The sequence below is a fragment of the Terriglobus sp. genome, from assembly GCF_965201105.1.
In the GTDB taxonomy this organism is placed as follows: domain Bacteria; phylum Acidobacteriota; class Terriglobia; order Terriglobales; family Acidobacteriaceae; genus Terriglobus.
Map to the genome: position 1 here is coordinate 1,433,124 of NZ_OZ241741.1, position 20,445 is coordinate 1,453,568.

Sequence of the window (20,445 nt, forward strand, 5' to 3'; positions counted from 1 at the left end):
ACGTTAGCCGCTTAGGAGTCAATGTGAAGCCATCTGAAGGAAGCACCATCATCGGGAAATCCGTGCAGTTCAAGGGTGAGATCAACGGTACGGAAGAGCTCTATGTCGATGGCAAGATCGACGGCATCATTCGCCTGAACGGCAATCGCCTCATTCTTGGCCCCAATGCTGACGTGAACGCCGAGGTGCATGTGCAGGACCTGGTAGTTCTTGGCCGGCAGAACGGTCCCGTTCAGGCGACGGGCCGCGTCGACATACGGCAAAGCGGCCAGCTCTTCGGTGACATCACGGCAGCTCGCTTCTCCATCGAAGAAAGTGCGTCCGTCCGAGGACGTGTCACACTCACTGGCCAGGAAGGCCGCGGCTAGTTAAGCTCGCCAGTCCGGCGTGGCCCCGCTTTTTGAGAAGACATTATGCGATTGTTCGGCGGAGGAGAAGCGCGCAACTCCGATCCATCTAAGCAGCGGGTACCGCGCCACTCCAGCGGCTGGAACAGCCTGCGTACGTTTCTGAAGGATCAGGAAAGTTTGCGGGTTCTGGACATAGGTCCGACTTCGTCCACCAACATCAACTTGCTGACAAGTTGGGGACATAGCATCTACATGTCTGATCTGGTCGGCGAAGCACAAAATAACATCTGGATTCGCCCAGATGCGGAACCCGGTCAGGAGTTCGATGCGGAGGCATTTCTCAATGCCAATCTGCCGGACTCAGGCCGCCTCTTTGATGTGGTGCTCTTCTGGGATGCTGCCGACTACCTGCCGAAAGCTCTTGTCGGTCCCTTGTTTGAACGGCTTCACGCAACTATGGCAAGCGGTGGCCGGCTGCTCGTCTTCGGACATGTGAAACCCGAAACCGGCTTCCACCGGTACCATTTGCGGGACGATGAGCAGGTGGACGTGCAGCCCGTAAGCGCTCTACCGGTTGCGAATATCTATACCAACCGGCAGTTGGAAACGCTTCTGCATACGTTCGCGACCTATCGCTTTTTCCTGGCAAAGGACAATCTACGCGAAGTTCTGGTCAACCGGTAGGGAAACAAAAGGCCGCCTGGTCCTCAGGCGGCCTTTTGTAGGACTAGCTCTCTTTGCGACGCTCGGCCCAACGGCGCTTCTGCGCTTCTGCGATACGCTTCCGGGCATCCGCACTCAAGTTGCGCTTTTTTTTCACACTGCTTTTGGTTGCAGCGGGTGTGGTTGACGGAACATTCTTGCGTGGACGCCCACGCCCGGTTCCGGTTGTGCTCGTACCTTGCAGCAGAGCCTTTGCCTGCTCCAGCTTGCTGATTTGCGCATCGATCTCAGCGATAATTCGACTAACTTCCAAGGCCTATCTCCCCCTGACGGGTAATTGTAACCGCAAATAGAAGGTCAGACGGATTAATTCCGCCGCCCGGCCTACTTCGTAACAGTAACTCCTACTTGCGGCTTTCTGCCAGGGAGTACCCAGGAGCCTCTTCATCCGCATCTTCATGGAAGCGCGAAAGGGTACCAAGGCCCCGACGACGGCTTTCGCTTTCGATACTCTGTTGCAAATCTTCCAGAGTTCGCACCCGGTCCGACGCAAAGTCACTGGCCAATCGCGTTAGCGCATAAGACACAATGTCGGAATGATGCAGGTGCTCTATATTTGCGTCCCGTCGAAAATTCAGCCACAGCCGGTGCACCAGTTGCACGTCGCTCGCAGGAATACTGGGCGCGTGCGGACCAATATGGAAACTTTCCGCGTCGCCGTTTGGAGGTACAACATAGAAAGTAAACTGCCGCTTCGGCTCCGGCAGGGACTCCCATGCCTGGCCCACATAGAACGCCTGTTCCTGCGCGGTGAGTTTGGTAGATAGTCCCGAAACGACTGCCGCGGCATCCAGCGAGTTCGCAGTCCGCACGATCGCGGCGAAGATATCACCCGCGGGCACCACCAGCAACGAAATGTGCTTGCCAAAGCTTTCTGCGACCGATACCGCTTTGGTAAACAGCATCTGTTCATGCTCGCTGAATAACTGCTCGGAAGCATCCACGTACTCTGGGCCACCCGCGCCCATCATTCGCGCGGCAAGCACAACTAAGTCCTGCTCTTCGGTGTCCGTCCGCGCAAGCGCCCATTTCAGCGCGTGCGGCGTTGCGGCATCGCGCATGGTGACCAGAACTCCGCCCGGCCGAATCGCCAGGTCAGAGCAGCCAACCTCTTCGGCGTGCCCCAGTTGAAAATGCTCCTTCATCTGGCGTTCTGTCATCTTGTGGCGGCGCTTGTTGTCCCGCTCTGAAAGTGAAAACAAAATGAAGAAAACGACAGCAAAGATAATTCCGCTCACCGTCGCAACCTGCTTGGTGAACAGGTTGACAATCGCGGTCGTCAGCAAAACCAGAAACACCGAGATGAGTCCGAGCGGTATCTCCTGTTTCCCGATGCGCAAATTCAGCGGTGTCTTGAAGCCGCGCTCGCCCTTGTACTTCCAGCGCAGCAGAAGCATCGCAAGCGCATTGAACGTGAAGCTCCAGATCACGCCAAAGGCATAGGCCTCGCCGATCAGGATCACATCGCCCCGGGTGACCAGGATTACAAATAATTGCAGAATTGTAACCAGGTTGACGATGCGATAACTGGTTCCGAAGCGCTTGTGCGGCTTGCGGAACCAGTCGGTCAGCACTCCATCTTCGGCTACGCGCATCAATACGCCCGTCGACCCCACGATGGCTGTGTTGACCGCGCCACCCAGAATCAAAAAGCCGACGATCACGACAAACACTCGGAAAGCGATGCGCAGTCCTAAAGGTCCAACCATGTACATCGCCATGCCGGCGATCAGGTTGTCACCGTATTGGCTGACGCGGACCGAATCCGGGATAATCATCACGGCCATCAGGGAACCAAGCCCGGTGAAGACCGTGCTGTACACCGCAATGATGAAGGCCGCGCGTTTCAGGTTCTTCAGCTTGGGATGCTGGATTTCGCGGTTCACCTGAGCCAGCGACTCCTCACCGCTCATCGCCAGCACGGAGTGACCGAACGCCATCAGAATCCCGAACACGCCAAGCGTGTGCGCAAATCTTGTGTGCTTCAAAAATCCAAGCGATTCGTTAGAGAAATGCAGGTTTGCTGGTGTGGGGAAGGGCGGCAGGTGTGCACCGATGTGCAGAATCGTGTAACCACCCCAAAGCAGCAGAATGACAACCATGACGGTCGTCACTTTCATGATCGATAGGGCTTTGTCGCTCGACTCTTCAATGCCCTTGATGTTCTGCCACCAGAAATACGCGGTGATAGCAAGCGCGATCACCGCGGAGGTATGGTTCACGTCGAACTGCCTGGGTTGTCCGGACGCGCTCACGAGTGCATGGTGCAGCCGCGGCGAGTTCGCCATCTGCGCCACAACGCCATTCAGCAGGCCCACAATGTACTGTCCCGCGGATACGCCGGAGATCGGTCCTGTCAGCACATAGTCAAACATCAGCGCGGAAACGCTTAGCTTGGCAAAGGTTCCGCCCAGCGCTTCCTTCACAATGCGATACACGCCGCCGCGCGTAAACATTGAGCAGCTTTCCACGTACACGGCACGCACCGAGTACGCGAACAGCATCACACCCAGAATGAACCAGGGCGCCGCCTTTCCGACTGCGGCTTCCGCGATGCCACCTGCGTAAAATGCGGAAGACCCCAAATCATTCAGAACGATTGCCGCAGCCCGCCAGAATGAGATAAACGTCAACATCACGGACGATGCGACGACTAAGCGAACTCGCTTTGGCTCAGCTGGAAGAGGAGGAGATACAGGGTGGTTGCGTTTGGACGCCATTGTCTCGTCTGCGGTACCAACCCACTAAGTTCGTGGCCTGAAAGAACGCACAATCTTGAGTCTAGGGTGTAGCCAGCCCTGCGTCAAATCACCGCCAAGGCAGCGAACTAACGTGGCTGACCAGCCGTGGAACTCGGTTCGTCCTTGGCAAAGAAGTCCACAACGTCGTGCAGAAACGTGATTGCCACGACCATGCTGGATCCAATCATGCCCACGACAAACAACGGCATCAATGCGCGGCTAAGCAGAGGCATCAGCAGATCAAGCATGACACCAGTGTACCGCCACTCACGCGCTCAGGGGTGTGCAGGCTCGGCAGTGATAGACTCCCCGCGATGAACTGCGCCGCGCCGAGCCTGGCCGCTATTCTGTTTTCCGCCGCGCTCCAGACAGCCGTCTTTCCCGTGGCAGGCCCATTGCCATTCTGGCGAGCCCAGCTCGCCTGGGTAGCCCTCGTGCCTTGGTTCGTCGTATTGCTCCGGGTCTCCAAATCGGCCAACCGGCCGGTCCGCAACGCAACATTGCTCTCGTACCTGTGCGGCGCGCTCTGGTATATGGGCCACTGTTACTGGATCTTTCAAACCATGCACCAGTACGGCAACATGTCCTCGTTCATGGCCGCTGTCGTACTTGTTCTGTTCTGCCTTTATCTCGGCCTCTACCACGCACTGTTTGGCTTTCTCGCCGCGGTCTTGCTCCGTACAAACTCACAGCCGATTCGGCGTGCAGCGCCCGTGCTGCTCGCCACGCTCTGGGTGGGTGTGGAGCTGGCGCGTGCCCACGTCACCAGCTTCCCTTGGGATCTGCTGGGCTACTCGCAAGTGGACAACGCCGCGCTTGCCCGCTTGGCTCCTTGGGCCGGTACGTATGCGATCAGCTTTCTCGTCGTGTTGGTCAACGCATGCATCGCCTGCGGACTTGTGAGCCGGTTTCGAAGCGGTTTCCGGAATCCATCTCAGCGTGGCCGCGCCGCACTCATCTCCGGGGTAACTGCCGCGCTGGTGTGCACCTTGCTCGGCATCACCATTCACGCCCCTATGCCGGCTCCAGACGCAACAGCAGTGCTGGTGCAGCCGAACCTTGCAGCAGGGCAAGAGGAAAGGCTGGATGGGCCGGCCACGCCACTCGAGCAGCAGCTAGCCCGCCTCTCGGAGCAGACCATCCAAGCCGCGCAAAGCCAGGACAGAACCCCCCACCTGATCCTGTGGCCCGAAGCTCCAGCTTCCTACGAAGTCCACGAGCCGGCCTTTCAGGCGACGCTCACCAATCTTGCCAGAAATCAAAACAGCACGGTAATTGCGGATAGCAATGCCGTAGACCCCAACAGCAGCGTCGCACGCCGCTACAACCTCTATAACTCCGCCGCGCTTTTCACCGCAGAGGGCCTCCGCGCGCGTTACGACAAGATCCACCTGGTTCCGTTCGGCGAATTCACTCCCTACGCCGAACTGTTCAGCTTCGCCAGCGGTCTCACCCAGCAGGTAGGACTCTTCGACCGCGGACACCTTCGCACCCCGCTCAGCGACGGCACCCACCACTACGGCACCTTCATCTGCTACGAATCCATCTTCCCTGACGAGGTGCGTCAGCTTGTTCTCAAGGGTGCCGACGTCCTGGTGAACCTTTCCGACGACGGTTGGTACGGCGACACCAGCGCTCCCTTTCAGCACATCAACATGGCCCGCATGCGCGCCATCGAAAACCGCCGCTGGCTGCTGCGCGACACCAACAACGGCATCACCGCCAGCATCGATCCCTACGGCACCGTGCGTCAGTCCGCCCCGCGCCATCAGCGCCTCGCCGCAGTCATGCAGTACGGCTACAGCCGCCAGCTCACCTTCTACACCCGCCATGGCGACTTGTTTGCGTATGCCTGCGCGTTCCTTAGTCTCATCGCATTGGTGCTTGCTCTCACGTCACCACCCAGCGCCGGTGCGGCAGTAAACTAGTCAAGATGATGATTACGGATTTGGAGTACGCCTACTCCCCGGTTCGCGACCGTGTGCGCGAGCTGCGGGAGTATCTTTGACCGCCCCCGCCTGGAACAACAGCTCGCCTCGGTAGAGCAGCAAATCGCCGACCCCGCCGTGTGGGCAGACGCCGCGCGTTCGCAGCCGCTCATGCGTGAGCGCAAGCGCCTGGAAGCGTTGCTTAGCGAAGACAGGGAACTGGAGCGCCGCGCTGCCGATGTAGAAGCCTACTTCGACCTGGCCCGCGAGGGTGAAGCCGTCGAGCCCGAACTCGAAACCGAAATCCGCAACACCGAAGCCTTCGCCGAGTCGCTCGAAACCCGCACGCTGCTCTCCGGCGAGAGCGACGCGCTGAACGCCATCGTCACCGTCCACCCCGGCGCCGGCGGCACCGAGTCGCAGGATTGGGCCGAGATGCTGATGCGCATGTACCTGCGCTGGGCCGAGCGCGAAGGCTTCAAGACCGACATCAACGAAATTCAGGACGGCGACGAAGCCGGCATCAAGTCCGCCACCTTCACCATCTCCGGCGAGAACGCCTTTGGACTCATCAGCGGCGAAACTGGCGTGCACCGTCTCGTCCGCATCTCGCCCTTCGATTCGGCCAAGCGCCGCCACACCTCGTTCTCCTCCGTCTTCGTTTCACCCGAGATCGACGACTCCATCGTCATCGACATCAAGCCCGACGACCTTCGCATCGACACCTATCGCTCCGGCGGCAAGGGTGGCCAGCACGTCAACACCACCGACTCCGCGGTGCGCATCACGCACCTGCCCACCGGCATCGTCGCCGGTTGTCAGAACGAGCGATCGCAGCACAAAAACCGCGAAAGAGCGATGAAGATGCTGCGCTCGCGCCTCTACGAATACGAGCTCGCCAAGAAGCAGGCCATCTCCAAAAAACTGGAAGACTCCAAGCTCGACATCAATTTCGGCTCCCAGATCCGCTCCTACGTCCTGCAGCCCTACCGCATGGTGAAAGACCTTCGCACCCGCGTCGAATCCGGCGACGTCGACCGTGTCCTCGACGGCGGCCTCGCCCCCTTCATCCGCGGCTACCTCAAAATGCGTCGCGAAGGCAACATTCCCGCCCCTATCGAGGACCCCGCCGACTGATCTGCGCCTCAACTCCGAGGATCAGATCGACGGCGGAGCTCGAATGCGCTCGACTCGGCAACCCTCTGTCATGAATCGGCAAACATCTGTCATTTCGACCGGAGCAGGACAGCTTCACCGTCCTGCGGAGTGGAGAACCTGCATTTTTCCTCACCTTGCTGATTCCCAGCATCTCGCCAAAGCTAATCTTGAGTCTTCTTCGACCTCGCATGGCGACACGGTTTTGCCGCAAGCTCTAGAAATGCCGGTTCAAATTGCCGCACGTCCTCAAAACGCCACTTCACTTCGCCGCAATCGAACACGCCCTCGAAACGCCGCATCACTTCGCCGCAATCGAAGACGCCGTAGCACACTCTGAGGGCCAAAGGCCCGCACCATACCAGCCTAGGCCGCAGGCTCTCTCCGCATTACGGAGGGGCGAACAATCCGCGGAACTACAGAACGGCAACGCTCCCGCCGCATTACGGAACGGCAACGACCGCGCGGGCATCGAACCCGTCATGAGCGACCTTCGCGCCACCCTCCTCGATCAACTCACCAAGCTCCTCGACGGCGGCGAGGCCCACGTCCGTTTCGACGACGCGACGTCCAACCTGCCCTTCAACAAGCAGGGCATCGCCCCGGCAAACCTTCCATACTCCGCCTGGCAACTGCTCGAACATCTCCGCATCGCCCAACACGACATCCTCGAGTTCAGCGACAACGCCGATAACCACTACAAATCGATGGCCTGGCCCGACGATTACTGGCCCAAAAACCCAGCACCACCCAACGAAACCGCCTGGCAGCACTCTATCGACCAGATTCGCGCAGACCGCAAACGCTTCGAAGCCCTGCTCCAAACCGCCGACCTGATCACCCCATTCCCTTGGGGCCAGGGCCAAACGCTCCTTCGCGAAGCCTTTCTGATCGCCGACCACAACAGCTACCATCTCGGCGAGCTCATCGCCGTCCGCCGTCTGCTCAACGAGTGGAAACCTGCATGAACGAACCCGATGTCATCCGCCGCATGCTTGCCGCGCAAACCATTGCCGTGGTCGGCCTTTCCGACGACCCGGCGAAGCCCAGCCACTACGTCTCGGCCTATATGCAGTCCGCCGCCGGCAAATGCATTCTTCCGGTAAACCCATCCATTGACCGCGTGCTCAACCAGACCGCCTATCCGTCCCTGACCGCTCTGCCCGAACCACCGGAGCTGGTCAACGTCTTCCGCCTTCCGCGCGCCATCCCCGCCATCGTCGACGAGATGATCGCCCTCGGCCTCAAGCAGCTCTGGGTGCAGCAGGGCATCATGCACCGTGAGGCTGCCCAACACGCCGAAGCGCACGGCATCGCCGTCGTCATGGACCGCTGCATCATGATTGAGCACCGCATGCAGCGCATTTGAGCGCTTCGGGCTGCGACCGTTTCTGCTCCTTGGACCCCTCTTTCACAGCGTCATCCTGAGCGAAGCGAAGGACCTGCTTTTTCTCCCCCTTCCAACTCTGCAACGGGCAACGCAGGCCACATCCCGGCCGCGGAACAACTGGCCCACAGCAAGCGCAATCGAATCGCCGCGCCTATCATCGAAACAACCATGCCCTTTCGCGCCACCGGCAAGCACGTCCTCGCCCTCACGCTTCTCATCGTCACTGCCTTCACCGGCACAGCGCGCGCGCAAAAAGCTTCTTTCGGCAACGGCGGCCCCGGTCCCATCAAGGCTGACCACCTCACCGTTGAACTCGTCAGCGCCGGCCCGGAGATCGCAGCCGGCGGCTCGCAGACCCTAGGCTTCGTCTTCACCCTCGAAGACAAGTGGCACATTTATTGGAAGAACGCGGGTTTTGCAGGCTTCCCGCCCTCGGTTGACTGGACCCTTCCCAAAGGCATTACCGCGGACGACCTCCAATTCCCGCAGCCCCAGCGCCTGCCGTTCCAGGGCGCCGTTGACTATGGCTACGAAGACAACGCCACCTACCCCTTCGTCGTTCACGCCGCGCCCAACGCAAAGCCCGGCAAAGACGGCATGCTCCACCTCGGCGCCCATCTGAAGTGGCTCGTCTGCCGCGAACAGTGCGTTCCCGGCACCGCCGACCTCGGCATCGACCTCAAACTCGTTCCCGCCGGCACCACGGTCGCGCAGCAAGGCACTCAGGTCGGCCCCATCGCCAACGCGCTCAAGCACATCCCCAGCGCGCTGCCCCAAGACTTCGCCGCCCATGCCGTCTCAGACGGCAAGCACATCGCGCTCACCTTCACCACCGGCACCCACGAAACCGACGCCGAGTTCTACCCGCTCGACGAACAAATCCTGCAGGACAACGCCGACCAGCCCATCGACTCGCTCGACAACGGCGTCCGCATCTATCTCACGCTGCTTCCCAACACGCCTGCTCCGAAGCAACTGCACGGCGTCGTGGAGATCAGCGACGACGAAAGCTACCAGGTCACCGCGGATGTAACCCCCGGCGCTGTCACCATGCCGGCTTCGGCATCGCCCTCCGGTGGTGCCGAAAGCACTGCGAAGGCAGGCACCGCGGGCGATGTCACCGTCTTCACCGCCATCTCGTTGGCCCTGCTCGGCGGCATGGTCCTGAACCTCATGCCGTGCGTCTTCCCGGTGCTCTTCCTCAAGGCGCTCTCGCTCGTGCAATCCAGCGGCCACGAACGGCAACGCTCGCGCATGCACGGCCTCATCTACACCGCCGGCATCCTCGTTTCGTTCTGGGTTATCGTTGCCGTCCTGCTCGCGTTGCGCAGCGGTGGCGCACGCTTCGGCTGGGGCTTCCAGCTGCAATCGCCCGGCTTCGTCGCCGTGCTTGCGCTTCTGCTTTTCTTTTTCGCGCTCTCACTTAGCGGCGTTTTTGAGCTCGGTCTCTCGCTCACCTCCGCCGGTGACTCACTCACCCACAAGCAGGGTTACGCCGGGTCGTTCTTCACCGGCGTACTTGCCACCGTCGTCGCCACGCCCTGCGTCGGACCGTTCCTCGGCGTCGCCATCGGCTACGCTTTGTCGCAGCCACCTTTCGTCACCTTCCTCGTCTTCACCGCGCTCGCACTCGGCCTCGCTCTCCCATACCTCGCCATCAGCTTCTTTCCGGCGGCCATGCGCTGGCTGCCCAGGCCAGGTGCGTGGATGGAAACCCTGAAGCAGGTCACGGCCTTCCCGCTCTACGCCACAGTCATCTGGCTGGTCTACCTGTACGGCCGCCTCTTCACCTCCGGCGACATCACCGAAGGCATCACCCAGTCCGCCGCGCTCCTCACCGCCCTGCTCGTCCTCGCCATCGCCGCGTGGGTGCTCGGCCGCTACCACACCAGCCGCATCGCCACATGGATCGCCGTGCTGATCGCTGTCTGCGCCATCGCTCTCCCGTTCGCCGAGCGCCCCAGCGCGCAGGAACTCGCGGCCTCACGATCTACCGGCCCCGGCGCTGCATCCTCCGGCGCCTCGCAAACCTGGCAGCCTTTTTCCGAGCCCGCGCTTGACGCCGCCCGCGCCTCCGGCAAGTCCGTCTTCGTGGACTACACCGCCGCATGGTGCCTCAGCTGCCAGGTCAACGAAAAGCTCGTCCTGCACACCGACGAAGTACAATCCGCCCTGCAAAAGAGCAACTTCGTCCTCATGCGCGCCGACTGGACGCAGTACGATCCCAGCATCACCAACGCGCTCTCCGCGGTCGGCCGCAGCGGCGTCCCCACCTACGTCATCTACCCCGGCAGCACCAGCAGCAAGCCCGACGTTCTGCCCGAGGTCCTCACCAAATCCATCGTCCTCACCGCCATCCAGAAGAACTCAGCGAAGTAGCTCCACTCAGGATGACTGGATAACGTGTCATTTCGACCGGAGCAGGACAGCTTCACCGTCCTGCGTAGCGGAGAAACCCGCATTTCTTCTCGCATCGGCAAGCATCTTCGCGACAGGCCTACTCCTGCCCCTGCAACCGCCGCACCTCGGCTAGCCGCGCCGCCAGCTGCCGCTCGCGCCCCTCATCCGTCGGCTCGTAATACCTTCGCCCCTCCAGCGACGGCGGCAAACACGCCATCGCCGCCACCTTGCCTTCCACATCGTGCGCGTACTGGTATCCCTTGCCGTACTCCAGCGATTGCATCAGCTTCGTCGGCGCATTCCGCAGGTGCAGCGGCACCGCCTCCGCCGCCGTTCCCTCCACATCCGCCGCCACCGCGCCCCACGCCCGGTACACCGCATTCGACTTCGGCGCCAGCGCCAGGTACACAGTCGCCTGCGCCAACGCCAGCTCTCCTTCCGGCGACCCCAGCAGGTGCATCGCCTGCTGCGCGCTTAAACACAGATTCAATGCCTCCGGCGCGGCCAGCCCAACATCCTCCACCGCCATCCGGATCAGCCGCCGCGCCACATACATCGCATCCTCGCCCGCGGCCAGCATCCGCCGCAGCCAGTACAGCGCCGCATCCGCATCGCTGTTGCGCACACTCTTGTGCAACGCGCTGATCAGGTCATAGTGCTGCTCGCCGCTCTTGTCGTACAGCAGCACGCGCTGCTGCAGCGCCTCCGCCGCGACCTCCTTCGTCAGCCGCGCCTCACCACGCCCGCGCAACAGGGCAGCGGCACTCTCCAGCGCATTCAAGGCATACCGGGCATCGCCGCTCGCAAACCCCGCGATCGTGCGCAACGCCTCCTCGTCCGCCTCGATTCCTTGCGATCCAAGCCCGCGCTCCACGTCACCAAGCGCCCGCCGCATCAACCCAACCAGTTTATCCTCACCCAGCGGCTGCAGCACGTACACACGGCAGCGCGACAGCAGCGCCCCATTCACCTCAAACGACGGGTTCTCCGTCGTCGCCCCGATCAGTCGCAGCGCGCCGCGCTCCACATACGGCAAAAACGCATCCTGCTGCGCCCGGTTGAAACGGTGAATCTCATCCACGAACAGGATCGTGCGCGCACCCATGCCCGCCGCGCGCTCCGCATCCGCCATCACCTGCTTAATCTCTTTGATCCCGCTCGTGACCGCGCTGAACTCGACAAAGCTCGCATGCGTCGTCGCCGCAATCAGCTTTGCCAGCGTCGTCTTGCCCGTGCCCGGCGGCCCCCAGAAGATCATCGACCCTGGCTCGTCCCGCTCAATCTGCAGCCGCAGCGGCTTGCCGTCGCCCACCAGGTGCGCCTGCCCTGCATACTCCTCCAGCGAACGCGGCCGCATCCGCTCCGCCAGCGGCGCATGCCGCGACACACCCCTCGCCGCGCTCGGCCCCGACTCGAAAAGCCCTGACTCGAAAAGCCCCATCACCGCGCCTCATCGCTAGCGCGCGATGCACCCGCAGCCCGCTGCCGCGCCGCCTCATACAACAACACGGAACCCGCAACCGCCGCGTTCAAACTCTCCGTCCGCCCCAGCATCGGCAGCGTGACCCGCCCGTCCGCCGCAGCCAGAACGTTCGCCGAAACGCCTCGACCCTCGTTCCCAACCGCCAGCACGCACCCACCCGTCAGCGGCATTTCCGTGACCGGAACCGCCCCGCTCTCGTCCGGAACCGCAGCAAGCACCCGCATTCCTAACCTTCGCAGTGTGGCAAGCAAGGCCTCGCTCCAACGCACCACCGGCATCCGAAACGCCGCACCCGCCGACGCCCGCAGCGCCTTTCCATTCCAAACGTCCGCCGTTCCCTCGCTCACCAGCACCGCCGCCGCGCCAAACGCCTCCGCCGACCGCAGCAGCGTTCCCACATTGCCCGGGTCCTGCACACCGTCCAGCAACAGCAGCAACTGCCCCGTCCGCGGCAGAAACCGAACCTCCGGCCGTGCGAACAGCGCCGCAACCCCCTGTGACTGTTCCGTCGCGGCCACACTGTCAAACACTTCGCGCGACAGCACCAGCGCCTTCACGGCGCCTGGCATTTCGTCCAGCAGCGCCGCTCGGTCCTCCCGCACAAACACCGCCAGCACCTCCACCCCTGCCGCGTTCCATGCCTCACGGACCAGGTGGGGACTTTCCACTGCAACCACATCGCTCTCGCCACGCCCGGCCAGCGCCGCCCGCAACGCCCGCACGCGCGCATTCTGTCGGCTGGTAATCACGGGCGGCATGCCTCGGATTCTACGTTGCCGGCACCCCGCATCTCTTCGCAGTAAACCTTGCTTCGCGAACCGCTTCCATTCATCCGCACCCCGGCTGTGCTACGCTGCGGCTCTAAGGCAAGCCTGGAGAACCGCTGTTGAACGCTGAACTATTGCGCATGCATCCCGACGAGCCGGAAGCCGATCTCGTCCGCCACGTCGCGGACCACATCCGCTCCGGCCAGGTTGCCGCGCTTCCCACTGACACCTTCTACGGCCTCGCCGTCGATCCCGTAAACCTGCGCGCCGTCGAACAGATTTACGAGATCAAGACTCGCGCCCGCCACAAGCCGCTCAGTCTTTTGCTCGGCGAAACCGCCCAGGCATATGAACTCGCGCGCGACCTCGACGGCGCCTTTGACGCGCTCGCCGAGCAGTTCTGGCCGGGCCCGCTGACGATCATCGTCAAGGCCGGGTCCCGCTTACCCCTGCGCGTCACCGCCCACACCGGCAACGTCGCCATCCGCGTGCCGGAAGCCGCGATTCCGCGCGCCATCGTCAATGAACTCGGCCTGCCCATCACGGCGACCTCGGCCAATCTGCGCAACATGCCCGAGTGCACCTGGGCCGGCTGCGTCCGCGACCAGCTCGGCAACCAGATTCCGCTCATCATCGACGGCGGACCGACCGCCCATTCCATTCCCACCACCATTGTCGACATCAGCGGCGGCGGGAACTCCTGGACGATCCTGCGCCAGGGCGCCATCCCCACCCACGCCATCGCACTGGCGCTCCAGCGGTAACGCCAATGGCCCGCGCGCGTAAACCAGGCAAGCGTCGGCGCCGCGTCCCCCTGCTTGGCTGGCTGGTGTTGCTCGCCTTTGTGGCGGCAGCCGGCTGGTTTGCCTGGCTCTATCGTCAGATCGACCAGGTCGGCCGCGTCGATGACGCCCACTTCGCTGACGCCATCGCCGTCTTCGGCGCAGCGCAGTACGTCGGCCACCCGTCGCCAGTGTTCCACGCGCGCCTCGACCATGCCGTTTCCCTCTTTGAGCGACAGATCGCTCCACTGGTCATCGTCCTCGGCGGCAGCAGCGACGACCGCTCCACGCAAACCGAGGGCTCCGTCGGACGTGATTACCTACTCGCCCGCGGCGTGCCCTATGACCACATCCTTGCCGAAACCGAGTCGGTCGACACCGAACAGCAGGCACAGCGTCTGGCCGACATCGCACGCCAGCGAGATCTGCGTTCTGTCGTTGTCGTCAGCGACCCCAGCCACCTCTTCCGCATCGCCGAGCTTTGCCGCGAACAAGGGCTCACCGTGCACACCTCGCCCCGCCCCACCTTCGGCACCATCTCTCCGCTCAACCGCCGCAAGCGCGTCCTGCACGAAATGCTCAGCTACACTGCACTTCGTTTCCACCTCCAGGCCAGCTTCCTCCACCGCTGGCTTGAGGGCAGGGAAGAACTCTAAACCTTTGCTTCTGGAACGCAGCAGGGCCTTCAGGCTCGGAACAAACAATCACCGACATAACGTTGCAGCCCCGGCCGTCCCCTGAAGTGCCGTCTTATACAATCTCCCTGATACCTTTTTAGCCGTGAGCACGGTCTCTACGGCAGGAGCACCATTTGCAATTGGCAGTAAAGCAGAAGACCGGGCGTGTGCCGGTTCTGGCGGCGTGTGTTCTCACTACCGCCGCCCTGGCAGGAACGCTCGGCTGTGGCAATAGCTATCGCCCCGTCGTCAACGCGATCAACCCCGTAGGCCCGTCCTCGCAGCCTGAAAAGTATGCGCTCGCCCTCGCCGACCCGCGCGGCGGTGGCCTGGGTGTCGCCACCCTCATCAACTTCTCTGGCGACACCGTGGTGGGCACGCTGAACACCGCACCCGCTCCCACGTTTCTCGGCCTCAGTATGGCGAATGAAGGCTACGTCCTGCACCAGGGCACCGGCCTCATCGAGGCGTTCACCGCTTCCCAGATCCAGCCGGCCAGCCCCACGTTTATCACGCGCAACGTAACCAATACCACGCTTCCGGCCGGTTCGGCGCCACTCACCGCTCTGGCGCTGCCGCAACCGGGCGCGCTTTACATCACCGAAACGGGAACCAGCCGCGTCGCGGCCCTCACTTCCGGCTCGCCGCCGGTTATCCGGCAGGAACTGCCCGTGGGGCAGAACCCGACCTATGTGGTGGGCGCCGCCAACTCGCAGCGCGTCTTCGTTCTGGCCGCGGGAGCGACGCCAGGCGTCAGCCTCGGAACCGCGACCGGCGTCGAAAACACCGCGTCCAATGCCGTCAGCAGCACCATCAACGTCGGTCGTAATCCCGTCTACGGCGTGGTCAACGGCGACACGCGTCGTGTCTTCGTGATCAACAAGGGAGGCGACGCTGCCAGCGGCACCAACGGCACCGTCTCCGTCATCAACACCCAGGGCAACGTGCTCGACACAACATCGCGCATCGTCGTCGGTCCCAATCCCGTCTGGGCCGACGTCGCCACCAACATCAACGAACTTGCCGTGCTCAATGCCGGCGACGGCGTCAGCGCTGGCTCGCTGAGCGTCGTTAACATCCCACTTTGTTCCGCGTCCACGGTCAACAGCACGAACCCCACCTGCAACCCGAACAATCCCGTGGATGCTGCCGGTTTTGGCACCGTTCTCGCGACCGTTCCCGCCGGCATCAACCCCGTCATGATCGCGGTGCTGCAGGACCAGAACAAAGCCTACATAGCCAACGCCGGTAACGGCCAGCCCGGCACCAGCACCGTCTCCGTCATCGACCTGCAACGGTTGGTCAAGATCGCGGATATCCCAGTCAACGGCACCTTGAACTGGATCTCCGCGACCAGCGGCACACCCACGGGCAAGGTCTACGTCACCGCCAGCGACACCCAGACCGCCACTGTCATCCGGACCGACACCGATCAGGTCTCCGCCACGGTTCCTCTGCAGGGGTACGGCGTCGCCATCAAGGTCACGGTACCGTAACCACCGCCAAACCAAAAAGAAGGGCTGCGCATCGCGCAGCCCTTCTCTTTCCCGGCACAAAACTCGCCTTTCAATCACCGGCACTCCGGCTCAGCGTGGCGCTCTTCTACGATTGTTGTCCCACCAGCAGAATCGGCAGCGTCGGCGTCGCCGAACCGCCCTCGTCCTCAATCGTCACCCCGAAGTTCGCCGCGATCACACCCTTCTGCATCTGCGGCAGCACCACCGTCGCATACCCGTGCCCATCCGGCTTGAACAGCCCTGCGGGCATCGGCTGGCGTCCCTCGCCCGCCGGAATCAACCAAAGCTCGTACGTCTTGTACGGCTGCAGCGTCTCCAGATTGCTCCCTTGAAAGATCAACGTGCCGCGCTCGGGCAGATAAACCACCCGCCCACCCGGTGCCGGCGCCGCATCGGTGCGCTCCAGCAAGAAATGCTGCGAAGACGGGCTTTGCAGCGTTTGCATCACGGTCTCGGCCCGGGCGGAGCTGATCTCCGCCGATGTCGCCAGGCTCTGCTGGCGCGATACCTGCTCCCGCAGGCTGAAGTCGTCCCGCCACGCAAACACCGCTGCAACAGCGACTGCGGCGGCCACGGCCCAGCCTGACCAGCCCAGCCAACGTCCGAACGCGCCCCGGTTCGAGTCCTCTACCTCCCGCACTTCCCGGTCGCGGTACGAACTGAAGGCAAAGCTCTCCTCCCGGCCTGTGTTCGAAGGCACAAATTTGTCCTGCACGTCGGCCACGGCATCCGCAGGTTCATTGCCCCGCCGTCCCGAGTACGCCTCCAGGTCGGGCGGCAACTCCGGCACGCGTCCACGCTGCGTGCTGTCCGCCGCAAAGTGCTGCTCAAACATGGTCACCGAATGCGCCGTGGCACTCGTCGCCATCGCGCGCGCCTCACGCGGAAATACCTGCGGATCGGGCGAAAACGTCTGCCTCTCCGTTGCAAACCTCGCCGGGTCGCCCGCAAAGCTCGCCGCATCCGCCGAAAAGGCAGCTGAAGCCGGCTCGGGCTCCATCGGCTTCGGTTCGGGCACCGCGCGCTGCACAGAAAGCGGTGCCGCCGCCGTCCGCGCCTGCTGGCTACGCGACGGGAACGCGCGTGTTTGCACCGTCTTCGGAACGCCCCCGGGCGCCTGCGCCAACGGGTCGGCGATAAAATCGGCAACGGCCCTCTCCGGTGTCCGAAACGGCGCGTCATTTGAATGCCCGTGATCGGCAGCAAAGCTTTGCGGCACCGCCGGAGCACCGTCATCCTGCACCGGCACCTCCACCGGCACCGTGCGGCGCTCACGCGCCACCTGCTTCAGCAGCCGTTGTCGCGTCAGTGCCGGCGGCGTGTGCTGTTCCGTGGCCAGCCCAAACAGTGCCAGGTCCCCGCGAATCGCTGCCAGCTCCTCGCGCGCTGCGGTCGATTTCCGCAGCATCGCATCCACATGCGCCTGCTCGTCGCCTTCCAGCAGCTCCAGCGCGTACAGGGTCAAATCCTCGGCGGTGATGGTCGGCTCGATCATGCGGTCATCGCCTTTCTCAGCAAGAGCAGCGCCGTGCGGATGCGGCTCTTCACCGTCACAAGCGGGTCGCCCGTGGTGTCGGCGATCTCCGAATGGGTCAGGCCGTCAAAAAACGCCATCTCCAGCGTCTTGCGCTGTTCCACCGGCATACGTCCCATCACAGCGCGCGCCCGTTCCATCATGTGGGTGCGCTCGGCGTCGGCCGCCACATCCACGCCCGACGGCAGTACCACCTCTTCCACCGAATCCGACGGCTTCTGCCTCCTCAGCGTATCGATGGACCGGTTCCTCGCTACCACCGCCAGCCACGCCCCCATCGTCGCCCGGTTCACCACCATCGACTCGGGCTTGCGCCAAATCTGCATGAACACTTCCTGCAACACGTCTTCCGCCGCACTCGGGTCGCGCAACACGCGTAACGCCACGGAGTACACCACGCGCGAGTACCGGTCAAAGATCGCACCCATCGCGTTCTCATCGCCCTGGCCCACCAGCGCCAGCAGCGTGCCGTCTTCCATGGCCGCCAACGCGTTCGCGGGTGTGGTCTTTGGCATCTCCACACTCCCAGAACGCGTCGCCTTGCTCGCTGGATGCGTCCGCATCGCGTTTCGGCGAAAAGAAATGTCCGCTTCTTCCATACAGTTTCATACCGTGGACATCGGGCCGCCGCTGCACAGCAAACCGCAGCGCTTGCACCAGATTCCGGGCGATGCAACAAAGTGTATCGCGCCCGCACCCTGCCCCGTTCGGCTTATCCCAGCCGCGCAAATGAGACCATCAGCTATGGCCATGCGTCTCGACAAACTGCTGGTGCAACGCGGCCTTGTTGCCTCGCGTGAGCGCGCCTCTGCCATGGTTCTCGCCGGCCGCGTCCTCGTCAACGAGCAGAAGATCACCAAGGCCGGCACGGCCGTCGCGGAAGACAGCACCGTCCGCCTCCTCGGCGACGACATCCCGTTCGTCAGCCGCGGCGGCCTCAAGCTGCAGGGCGCCCTCGACCATTGGCACATCGACCTCACCGGCCGCGCTTCTATCGACATCGGTGCCTCCACCGGCGGCTTCACCGATTGCATGCTGCAGCGCGGCGCCGCCGCCGTCGTTGCCGTCGACACCGGCTACGGCCAGATGGCCGTTCCGCTCCGCGACCACCCGCGCCTCCGCCTTCTCGAACGCACCAACGCCCGCACCCTCGCGCCGGCGTCGCTTCTTACTGAGTACGCAGCCCTCCGCGCAAACCTTCCCACCGCCCCGCCAAGCCCGGGCTTCCTCGCCATGGACGTCTCCTTCATCGGTGCCTCACTTATCCTGCCCGCCGTTCTTGCCGCGCTCTCCACCCCCGCCGCACCCTTCCGCGGCGAAGCTGTCATCCTCGTCAAGCCGCAGTTCGAAGCAGGCAGGGAATGGGTCGGCAAAGGCGGCATTGTCCGCGACCCTGAGGCCCACCGCATCGCCATCGACCGCGTTCGCGACTCCATCACACTCCTCGGCGCGCACGCCATCCAGGTCACCGAATCGCCCATCACCGGCACGGAGGGCAACCGCGAGTTCCTCCTCCACGCCAGCTTCGGCACGGAAGGGAGCAGTGGCTTTCAGGTCACGGCATGAGGCGATTACGGTGCGGGGCTTCAGCCCTGGGGCATTCCCCAGCCTTTGTCCCACGTACACTGTCCCTGATGCCGACCATTGCGATCGTTTCCAAGCCCCAGAAACCGGAGCTGCAGGACATTCTGCGGGACCTGCTCGGCTGGCTCGACGAGCGCGGCATGACGGCCGTCCTTGACCACACCTCAGGCTGCTACGTCGGCCGGCCGGGTATCCAGCGCGAACTCCTGCCCGCGGAACACCCGGATCTTGTCGTCGTTCTTGGCGGCGACGGTACGCTGCTCTCCGTCGCCCGCGCCTTCGCGCAAACGGAAACGCCGCTTCTCAGCGTCAACCTCGGCTCACTCGGCTTTCTCACGGAGGTGCCGCTCGAGGAGCTCTACCGCACCCTTGAGGCCTGGTGCGAAGGCACTTCCGACGTGGACGAGCGTGGCATGATGCGCGTCACCCTGACTCACGGCGACGGCGAGCCAGGGCAGTGGGACGTCCTCAACGATGTCGTCCTCTCCAAAGGCGCCATCGCCCGCATCGGCGAGTACATCATCGAGCTTGACGGCGAACTCGTCGCCCGCTTCCGCGCCGACGGCGTCATCGTCTCCACCCCTACTGGCTCCACGGCCTACAATCTCGCGGCCAACGGCCCCATTGTTATGGCCAACGTCAACGCCACCATCGTCACGCCCATCTGCCCCCACCTGCTCACCGTCCGCCCCATCGTGGTCCCCGGCGACTCCGAGATCAGGCTGCACGTCGAGGGCATCGCCGACCAGACTTTCCTGACCATCGACGGTCAGGAAGCTGTCGAACTCAAACTCGGTGACCAGGTCCACTGCCGCCGCTCGCCTTACAGCGTTCGCCTCGTCCGCCTCGGCCAGCACGGCTTGTTCAACGTCCTCCGCTCCAAACTCAAATGGGGCCAGCGCTAACCTCGCGGTATCCTCATCCCATGACCCAGCTCGACGTCACCTACCACCTCGCCGCGCCGCCACGCGAAGCCTCCGCTCTCGCCCTGAACAGCCTGCGCGAGGTGTACGGCATCCGCCGCGTCGACCTGAACGAACGCGACCGCACCATCCACATCGAGTACGACGCCACCCGCCTCACCGACTCCATCCTCCGCCAGCTCCTGCGCCGCGCCGGCCTCGACCTGGCCGAGCCCCCACGCGAGATCGTCCCCGACGAACTGCCCGCAGCCGAACAGCCAGCGGCATAGCAGCACACCGCAAACCTTCGGAACCGGACCGAGCGCACGGGCTATCTCAGCCCACCCAACGCGCACCTTGCTCACCGCCAGATCTCTTGCTAAACTGAACCAGTCGAAAGGGCGCTGCCCAGCGCCCGACATGTGCACCCGTAGCTCAGCTGGATAGAGCAATTGGCTACGAACCAATAGGCCGGAGGTTCGAATCCTTCCGGGTGCACCACTCCCCTCAAA

At 63.1% G+C, this 20,445-nt stretch carries 19 protein-coding genes and 1 tRNA gene; 14 read left to right on the top strand and 6 right to left on the bottom strand.

What is annotated here, in order from left to right; genetic code table 11:
* The first annotated feature begins 23 nt into the window (after window positions 1-23).
* Complete coding sequence (locus ACOFKT_RS06280; protein WP_419806556.1) at window positions 24-368, top strand: bactofilin family protein; 345 nt, start codon at window positions 24-26, stop codon at window positions 366-368.
* Between the two features lie 45 nt (window positions 369-413).
* Complete coding sequence (locus ACOFKT_RS06285) at window positions 414-1,034, top strand: methyltransferase domain-containing protein (RefSeq protein ID WP_419806557.1); 621 nt, start codon at window positions 414-416, stop codon at window positions 1,032-1,034.
* A 383-nt stretch (window positions 1,035-1,417) separates the two neighbouring features.
* Here ACOFKT_RS06285 and ACOFKT_RS06290 read toward each other — a convergent pair whose 3' ends face one another.
* Complete coding sequence (locus tag ACOFKT_RS06290; RefSeq protein ID WP_419807120.1) at window positions 1,418-3,709, bottom strand: APC family permease; 2,292 nt, start codon at window positions 3,707-3,709, stop codon at window positions 1,418-1,420.
* A 191-nt stretch (window positions 3,710-3,900) separates the two neighbouring features.
* The gene (locus ACOFKT_RS06295) at window positions 3,901-4,062 is read right to left on the bottom strand and encodes a hypothetical protein (protein WP_419806558.1); all 162 of its coding nucleotides are present in this window, start codon (window positions 4,060-4,062) and stop codon (window positions 3,901-3,903) included.
* A 66-nt stretch (window positions 4,063-4,128) separates the two neighbouring features.
* Between ACOFKT_RS06295 and lnt the strand changes: the two genes are divergently transcribed.
* The 5 genes from lnt to ACOFKT_RS06320 all read left to right on the top strand — a co-directional run bounded on the left by lnt (window position 4,129) and on the right by ACOFKT_RS06320 (window position 10,666).
* Complete coding sequence (lnt, locus tag ACOFKT_RS06300) at window positions 4,129-5,742, top strand: apolipoprotein N-acyltransferase (protein ID WP_419806559.1); 1,614 nt, start codon at window positions 4,129-4,131, stop codon at window positions 5,740-5,742.
* An 8-nt stretch (window positions 5,743-5,750) separates the two neighbouring features.
* Window positions 5,751-6,879, top strand: a protein-coding gene (prfB, locus tag ACOFKT_RS06305; protein WP_419807121.1) for a peptide chain release factor 2 whose coding sequence is annotated in 2 segments (ribosomal slippage) — window positions 5,751-5,819 and window positions 5,821-6,879 — 1,128 coding nt in all. Because the reading frame shifts where the segments join, the coding sequence is not laid out codon by codon here.
* A gap of 500 nt (window positions 6,880-7,379) precedes the next feature.
* On the top strand, window positions 7,380-7,865 hold the full coding sequence (locus tag ACOFKT_RS06310; RefSeq protein ID WP_419806560.1) for a DinB family protein: 486 nt from the start codon (window positions 7,380-7,382) through the stop codon (window positions 7,863-7,865).
* Entirely contained in the window at window positions 7,862-8,266 is a 405-nt protein-coding gene (locus tag ACOFKT_RS06315; RefSeq protein ID WP_419806561.1) for a CoA-binding protein, read from the top strand. The genes ACOFKT_RS06310 and ACOFKT_RS06315 overlap by 4 nt, the downstream gene beginning before the upstream one ends.
* A 189-nt stretch (window positions 8,267-8,455) precedes the next feature.
* Window positions 8,456-10,666 carry a protein-disulfide reductase DsbD family protein gene (locus ACOFKT_RS06320; RefSeq protein WP_419806562.1) on the top strand — a complete coding sequence of 737 codons (2,211 nt, stop codon included), beginning with the start codon at window positions 8,456-8,458 and terminating at the stop codon, window positions 10,664-10,666.
* A gap of 118 nt (window positions 10,667-10,784) precedes the next feature.
* On the opposite strand, the gene ACOFKT_RS06325 is transcribed toward ACOFKT_RS06320, so the two are convergent.
* Complete coding sequence (locus ACOFKT_RS06325; RefSeq protein WP_419806563.1) at window positions 10,785-12,128, bottom strand: replication-associated recombination protein A; 1,344 nt, start codon at window positions 12,126-12,128, stop codon at window positions 10,785-10,787.
* A complete protein-coding gene (locus ACOFKT_RS06330) occupies window positions 12,128-12,928 on the bottom strand; it encodes a TrmH family RNA methyltransferase (protein ID WP_419806564.1) in 801 nt (266 codons plus the stop codon). The genes ACOFKT_RS06325 and ACOFKT_RS06330 overlap by 1 nt, the downstream gene beginning before the upstream one ends.
* Window positions 12,929-13,056: 128 nt before the next feature.
* On the opposite strand from ACOFKT_RS06330, the gene ACOFKT_RS06335 reads away from it, so the two are divergent.
* The 3 genes from ACOFKT_RS06335 (at window position 13,057) to ACOFKT_RS06345 (ending at window position 15,892) form a co-directional block, all read left to right on the top strand.
* Entirely contained in the window at window positions 13,057-13,701 is a 645-nt protein-coding gene (locus ACOFKT_RS06335; RefSeq protein ID WP_419806565.1) for an L-threonylcarbamoyladenylate synthase, read from the top strand.
* 5 nt (window positions 13,702-13,706) lie between these two features.
* Entirely contained in the window at window positions 13,707-14,375 is a 669-nt protein-coding gene (locus tag ACOFKT_RS06340; protein ID WP_419806566.1) for a YdcF family protein, read from the top strand.
* Between the two features lie 161 nt (window positions 14,376-14,536).
* On the top strand, window positions 14,537-15,892 hold the full coding sequence (locus tag ACOFKT_RS06345; RefSeq protein WP_419806567.1) for a YncE family protein: 1,356 nt from the start codon (window positions 14,537-14,539) through the stop codon (window positions 15,890-15,892).
* Window positions 15,893-15,998: 106 nt separating this feature from the next.
* Here ACOFKT_RS06345 and ACOFKT_RS06350 read toward each other — a convergent pair whose 3' ends face one another.
* Window positions 15,999-17,408, bottom strand: a complete 1,410-nt coding sequence (locus tag ACOFKT_RS06350) for an anti-sigma factor domain-containing protein (RefSeq protein WP_419806568.1) — start codon at window positions 17,406-17,408, stop codon at window positions 15,999-16,001.
* Window positions 17,405-17,962 carry an RNA polymerase sigma factor gene (locus ACOFKT_RS06355; RefSeq protein ID WP_419806569.1) on the bottom strand — a complete coding sequence of 186 codons (558 nt, stop codon included), beginning with the start codon at window positions 17,960-17,962 and terminating at the stop codon, window positions 17,405-17,407. Before ACOFKT_RS06355 ends, ACOFKT_RS06350 begins: the two co-directional genes overlap by 4 nt.
* 229 nt (window positions 17,963-18,191) lie before the next feature.
* Here ACOFKT_RS06355 and ACOFKT_RS06360 point away from each other — a divergent pair, with 229 nt between their 5' ends.
* The 4 genes from ACOFKT_RS06360 to ACOFKT_RS06375 all read left to right on the top strand — a co-directional run bounded on the left by ACOFKT_RS06360 (window position 18,192) and on the right by ACOFKT_RS06375 (window position 20,434).
* Window positions 18,192-19,013: a TlyA family RNA methyltransferase gene (locus ACOFKT_RS06360; RefSeq protein ID WP_419806570.1), complete on the top strand. Its 822-nt coding sequence runs from the start codon at window positions 18,192-18,194 to the stop codon at window positions 19,011-19,013.
* A 68-nt stretch (window positions 19,014-19,081) separates the two neighbouring features.
* Entirely contained in the window at window positions 19,082-19,936 is an 855-nt protein-coding gene (locus ACOFKT_RS06365) for an NAD(+)/NADH kinase (RefSeq protein ID WP_419806571.1), read from the top strand.
* 20 nt (window positions 19,937-19,956) lie between these two features.
* Window positions 19,957-20,223 (top strand): hypothetical protein, encoded by a 267-nt coding sequence (locus tag ACOFKT_RS06370; protein ID WP_419806572.1) that lies wholly within the window; start codon window positions 19,957-19,959, stop codon window positions 20,221-20,223.
* Window positions 20,224-20,357: 134 nt separating this feature from the next.
* Window positions 20,358-20,434 (top strand) — tRNA-Arg (locus ACOFKT_RS06375).
* Window positions 20,435-20,445: the final 11 nt, after the last annotated feature.

What these genes read in the sequence shown, in the direction of transcription:
- lnt (WP_419806559.1), top strand. Translation starts at nt 4,129, where the DNA reads ATGAACTGCGCCGCGCCGAGCCTGGCCGCTATTCTGTTTTCCGCCGCG.
- ACOFKT_RS06320 (WP_419806562.1), top strand. Translation starts at nt 8,456, where the DNA reads ATGCCCTTTCGCGCCACCGGCAAGCACGTCCTCGCCCTCACGCTTCTC.
- ACOFKT_RS06360 (WP_419806570.1), top strand. Translation starts at nt 18,192, where the DNA reads ATGGCCATGCGTCTCGACAAACTGCTGGTGCAACGCGGCCTTGTTGCC.
- ACOFKT_RS06290 (WP_419807120.1), bottom strand. Translation starts at nt 3,709, where the DNA reads ATGTTGACGTTTATCTCATTCTGGCGGGCTGCGGCAATCGTTCTGAAT.
- ACOFKT_RS06330 (WP_419806564.1), bottom strand. Translation starts at nt 12,928, where the DNA reads ATGCCGCCCGTGATTACCAGCCGACAGAATGCGCGCGTGCGGGCGTTG.
- ACOFKT_RS06365 (WP_419806571.1), top strand. Translation starts at nt 19,082, where the DNA reads ATGCCGACCATTGCGATCGTTTCCAAGCCCCAGAAACCGGAGCTGCAG.
- ACOFKT_RS06310 (WP_419806560.1), top strand. Translation starts at nt 7,380, where the DNA reads ATGAGCGACCTTCGCGCCACCCTCCTCGATCAACTCACCAAGCTCCTC.
- ACOFKT_RS06355 (WP_419806569.1), bottom strand. Translation starts at nt 17,962, where the DNA reads ATGCCAAAGACCACACCCGCGAACGCGTTGGCGGCCATGGAAGACGGC.
- ACOFKT_RS06325 (WP_419806563.1), bottom strand. Translation starts at nt 12,128, where the DNA reads ATGGGGCTTTTCGAGTCAGGGCTTTTCGAGTCGGGGCCGAGCGCGGCG.
- ACOFKT_RS06340 (WP_419806566.1), top strand. Translation starts at nt 13,707, where the DNA reads ATGGCCCGCGCGCGTAAACCAGGCAAGCGTCGGCGCCGCGTCCCCCTG.
- ACOFKT_RS06350 (WP_419806568.1), bottom strand. Translation starts at nt 17,408, where the DNA reads ATGATCGAGCCGACCATCACCGCCGAGGATTTGACCCTGTACGCGCTG.
- ACOFKT_RS06295 (WP_419806558.1), bottom strand. Translation starts at nt 4,062, where the DNA reads ATGCTTGATCTGCTGATGCCTCTGCTTAGCCGCGCATTGATGCCGTTG.
- ACOFKT_RS06370 (WP_419806572.1), top strand. Translation starts at nt 19,957, where the DNA reads ATGACCCAGCTCGACGTCACCTACCACCTCGCCGCGCCGCCACGCGAA.
- ACOFKT_RS06315 (WP_419806561.1), top strand. Translation starts at nt 7,862, where the DNA reads ATGAACGAACCCGATGTCATCCGCCGCATGCTTGCCGCGCAAACCATT.
- ACOFKT_RS06285 (WP_419806557.1), top strand. Translation starts at nt 414, where the DNA reads ATGCGATTGTTCGGCGGAGGAGAAGCGCGCAACTCCGATCCATCTAAG.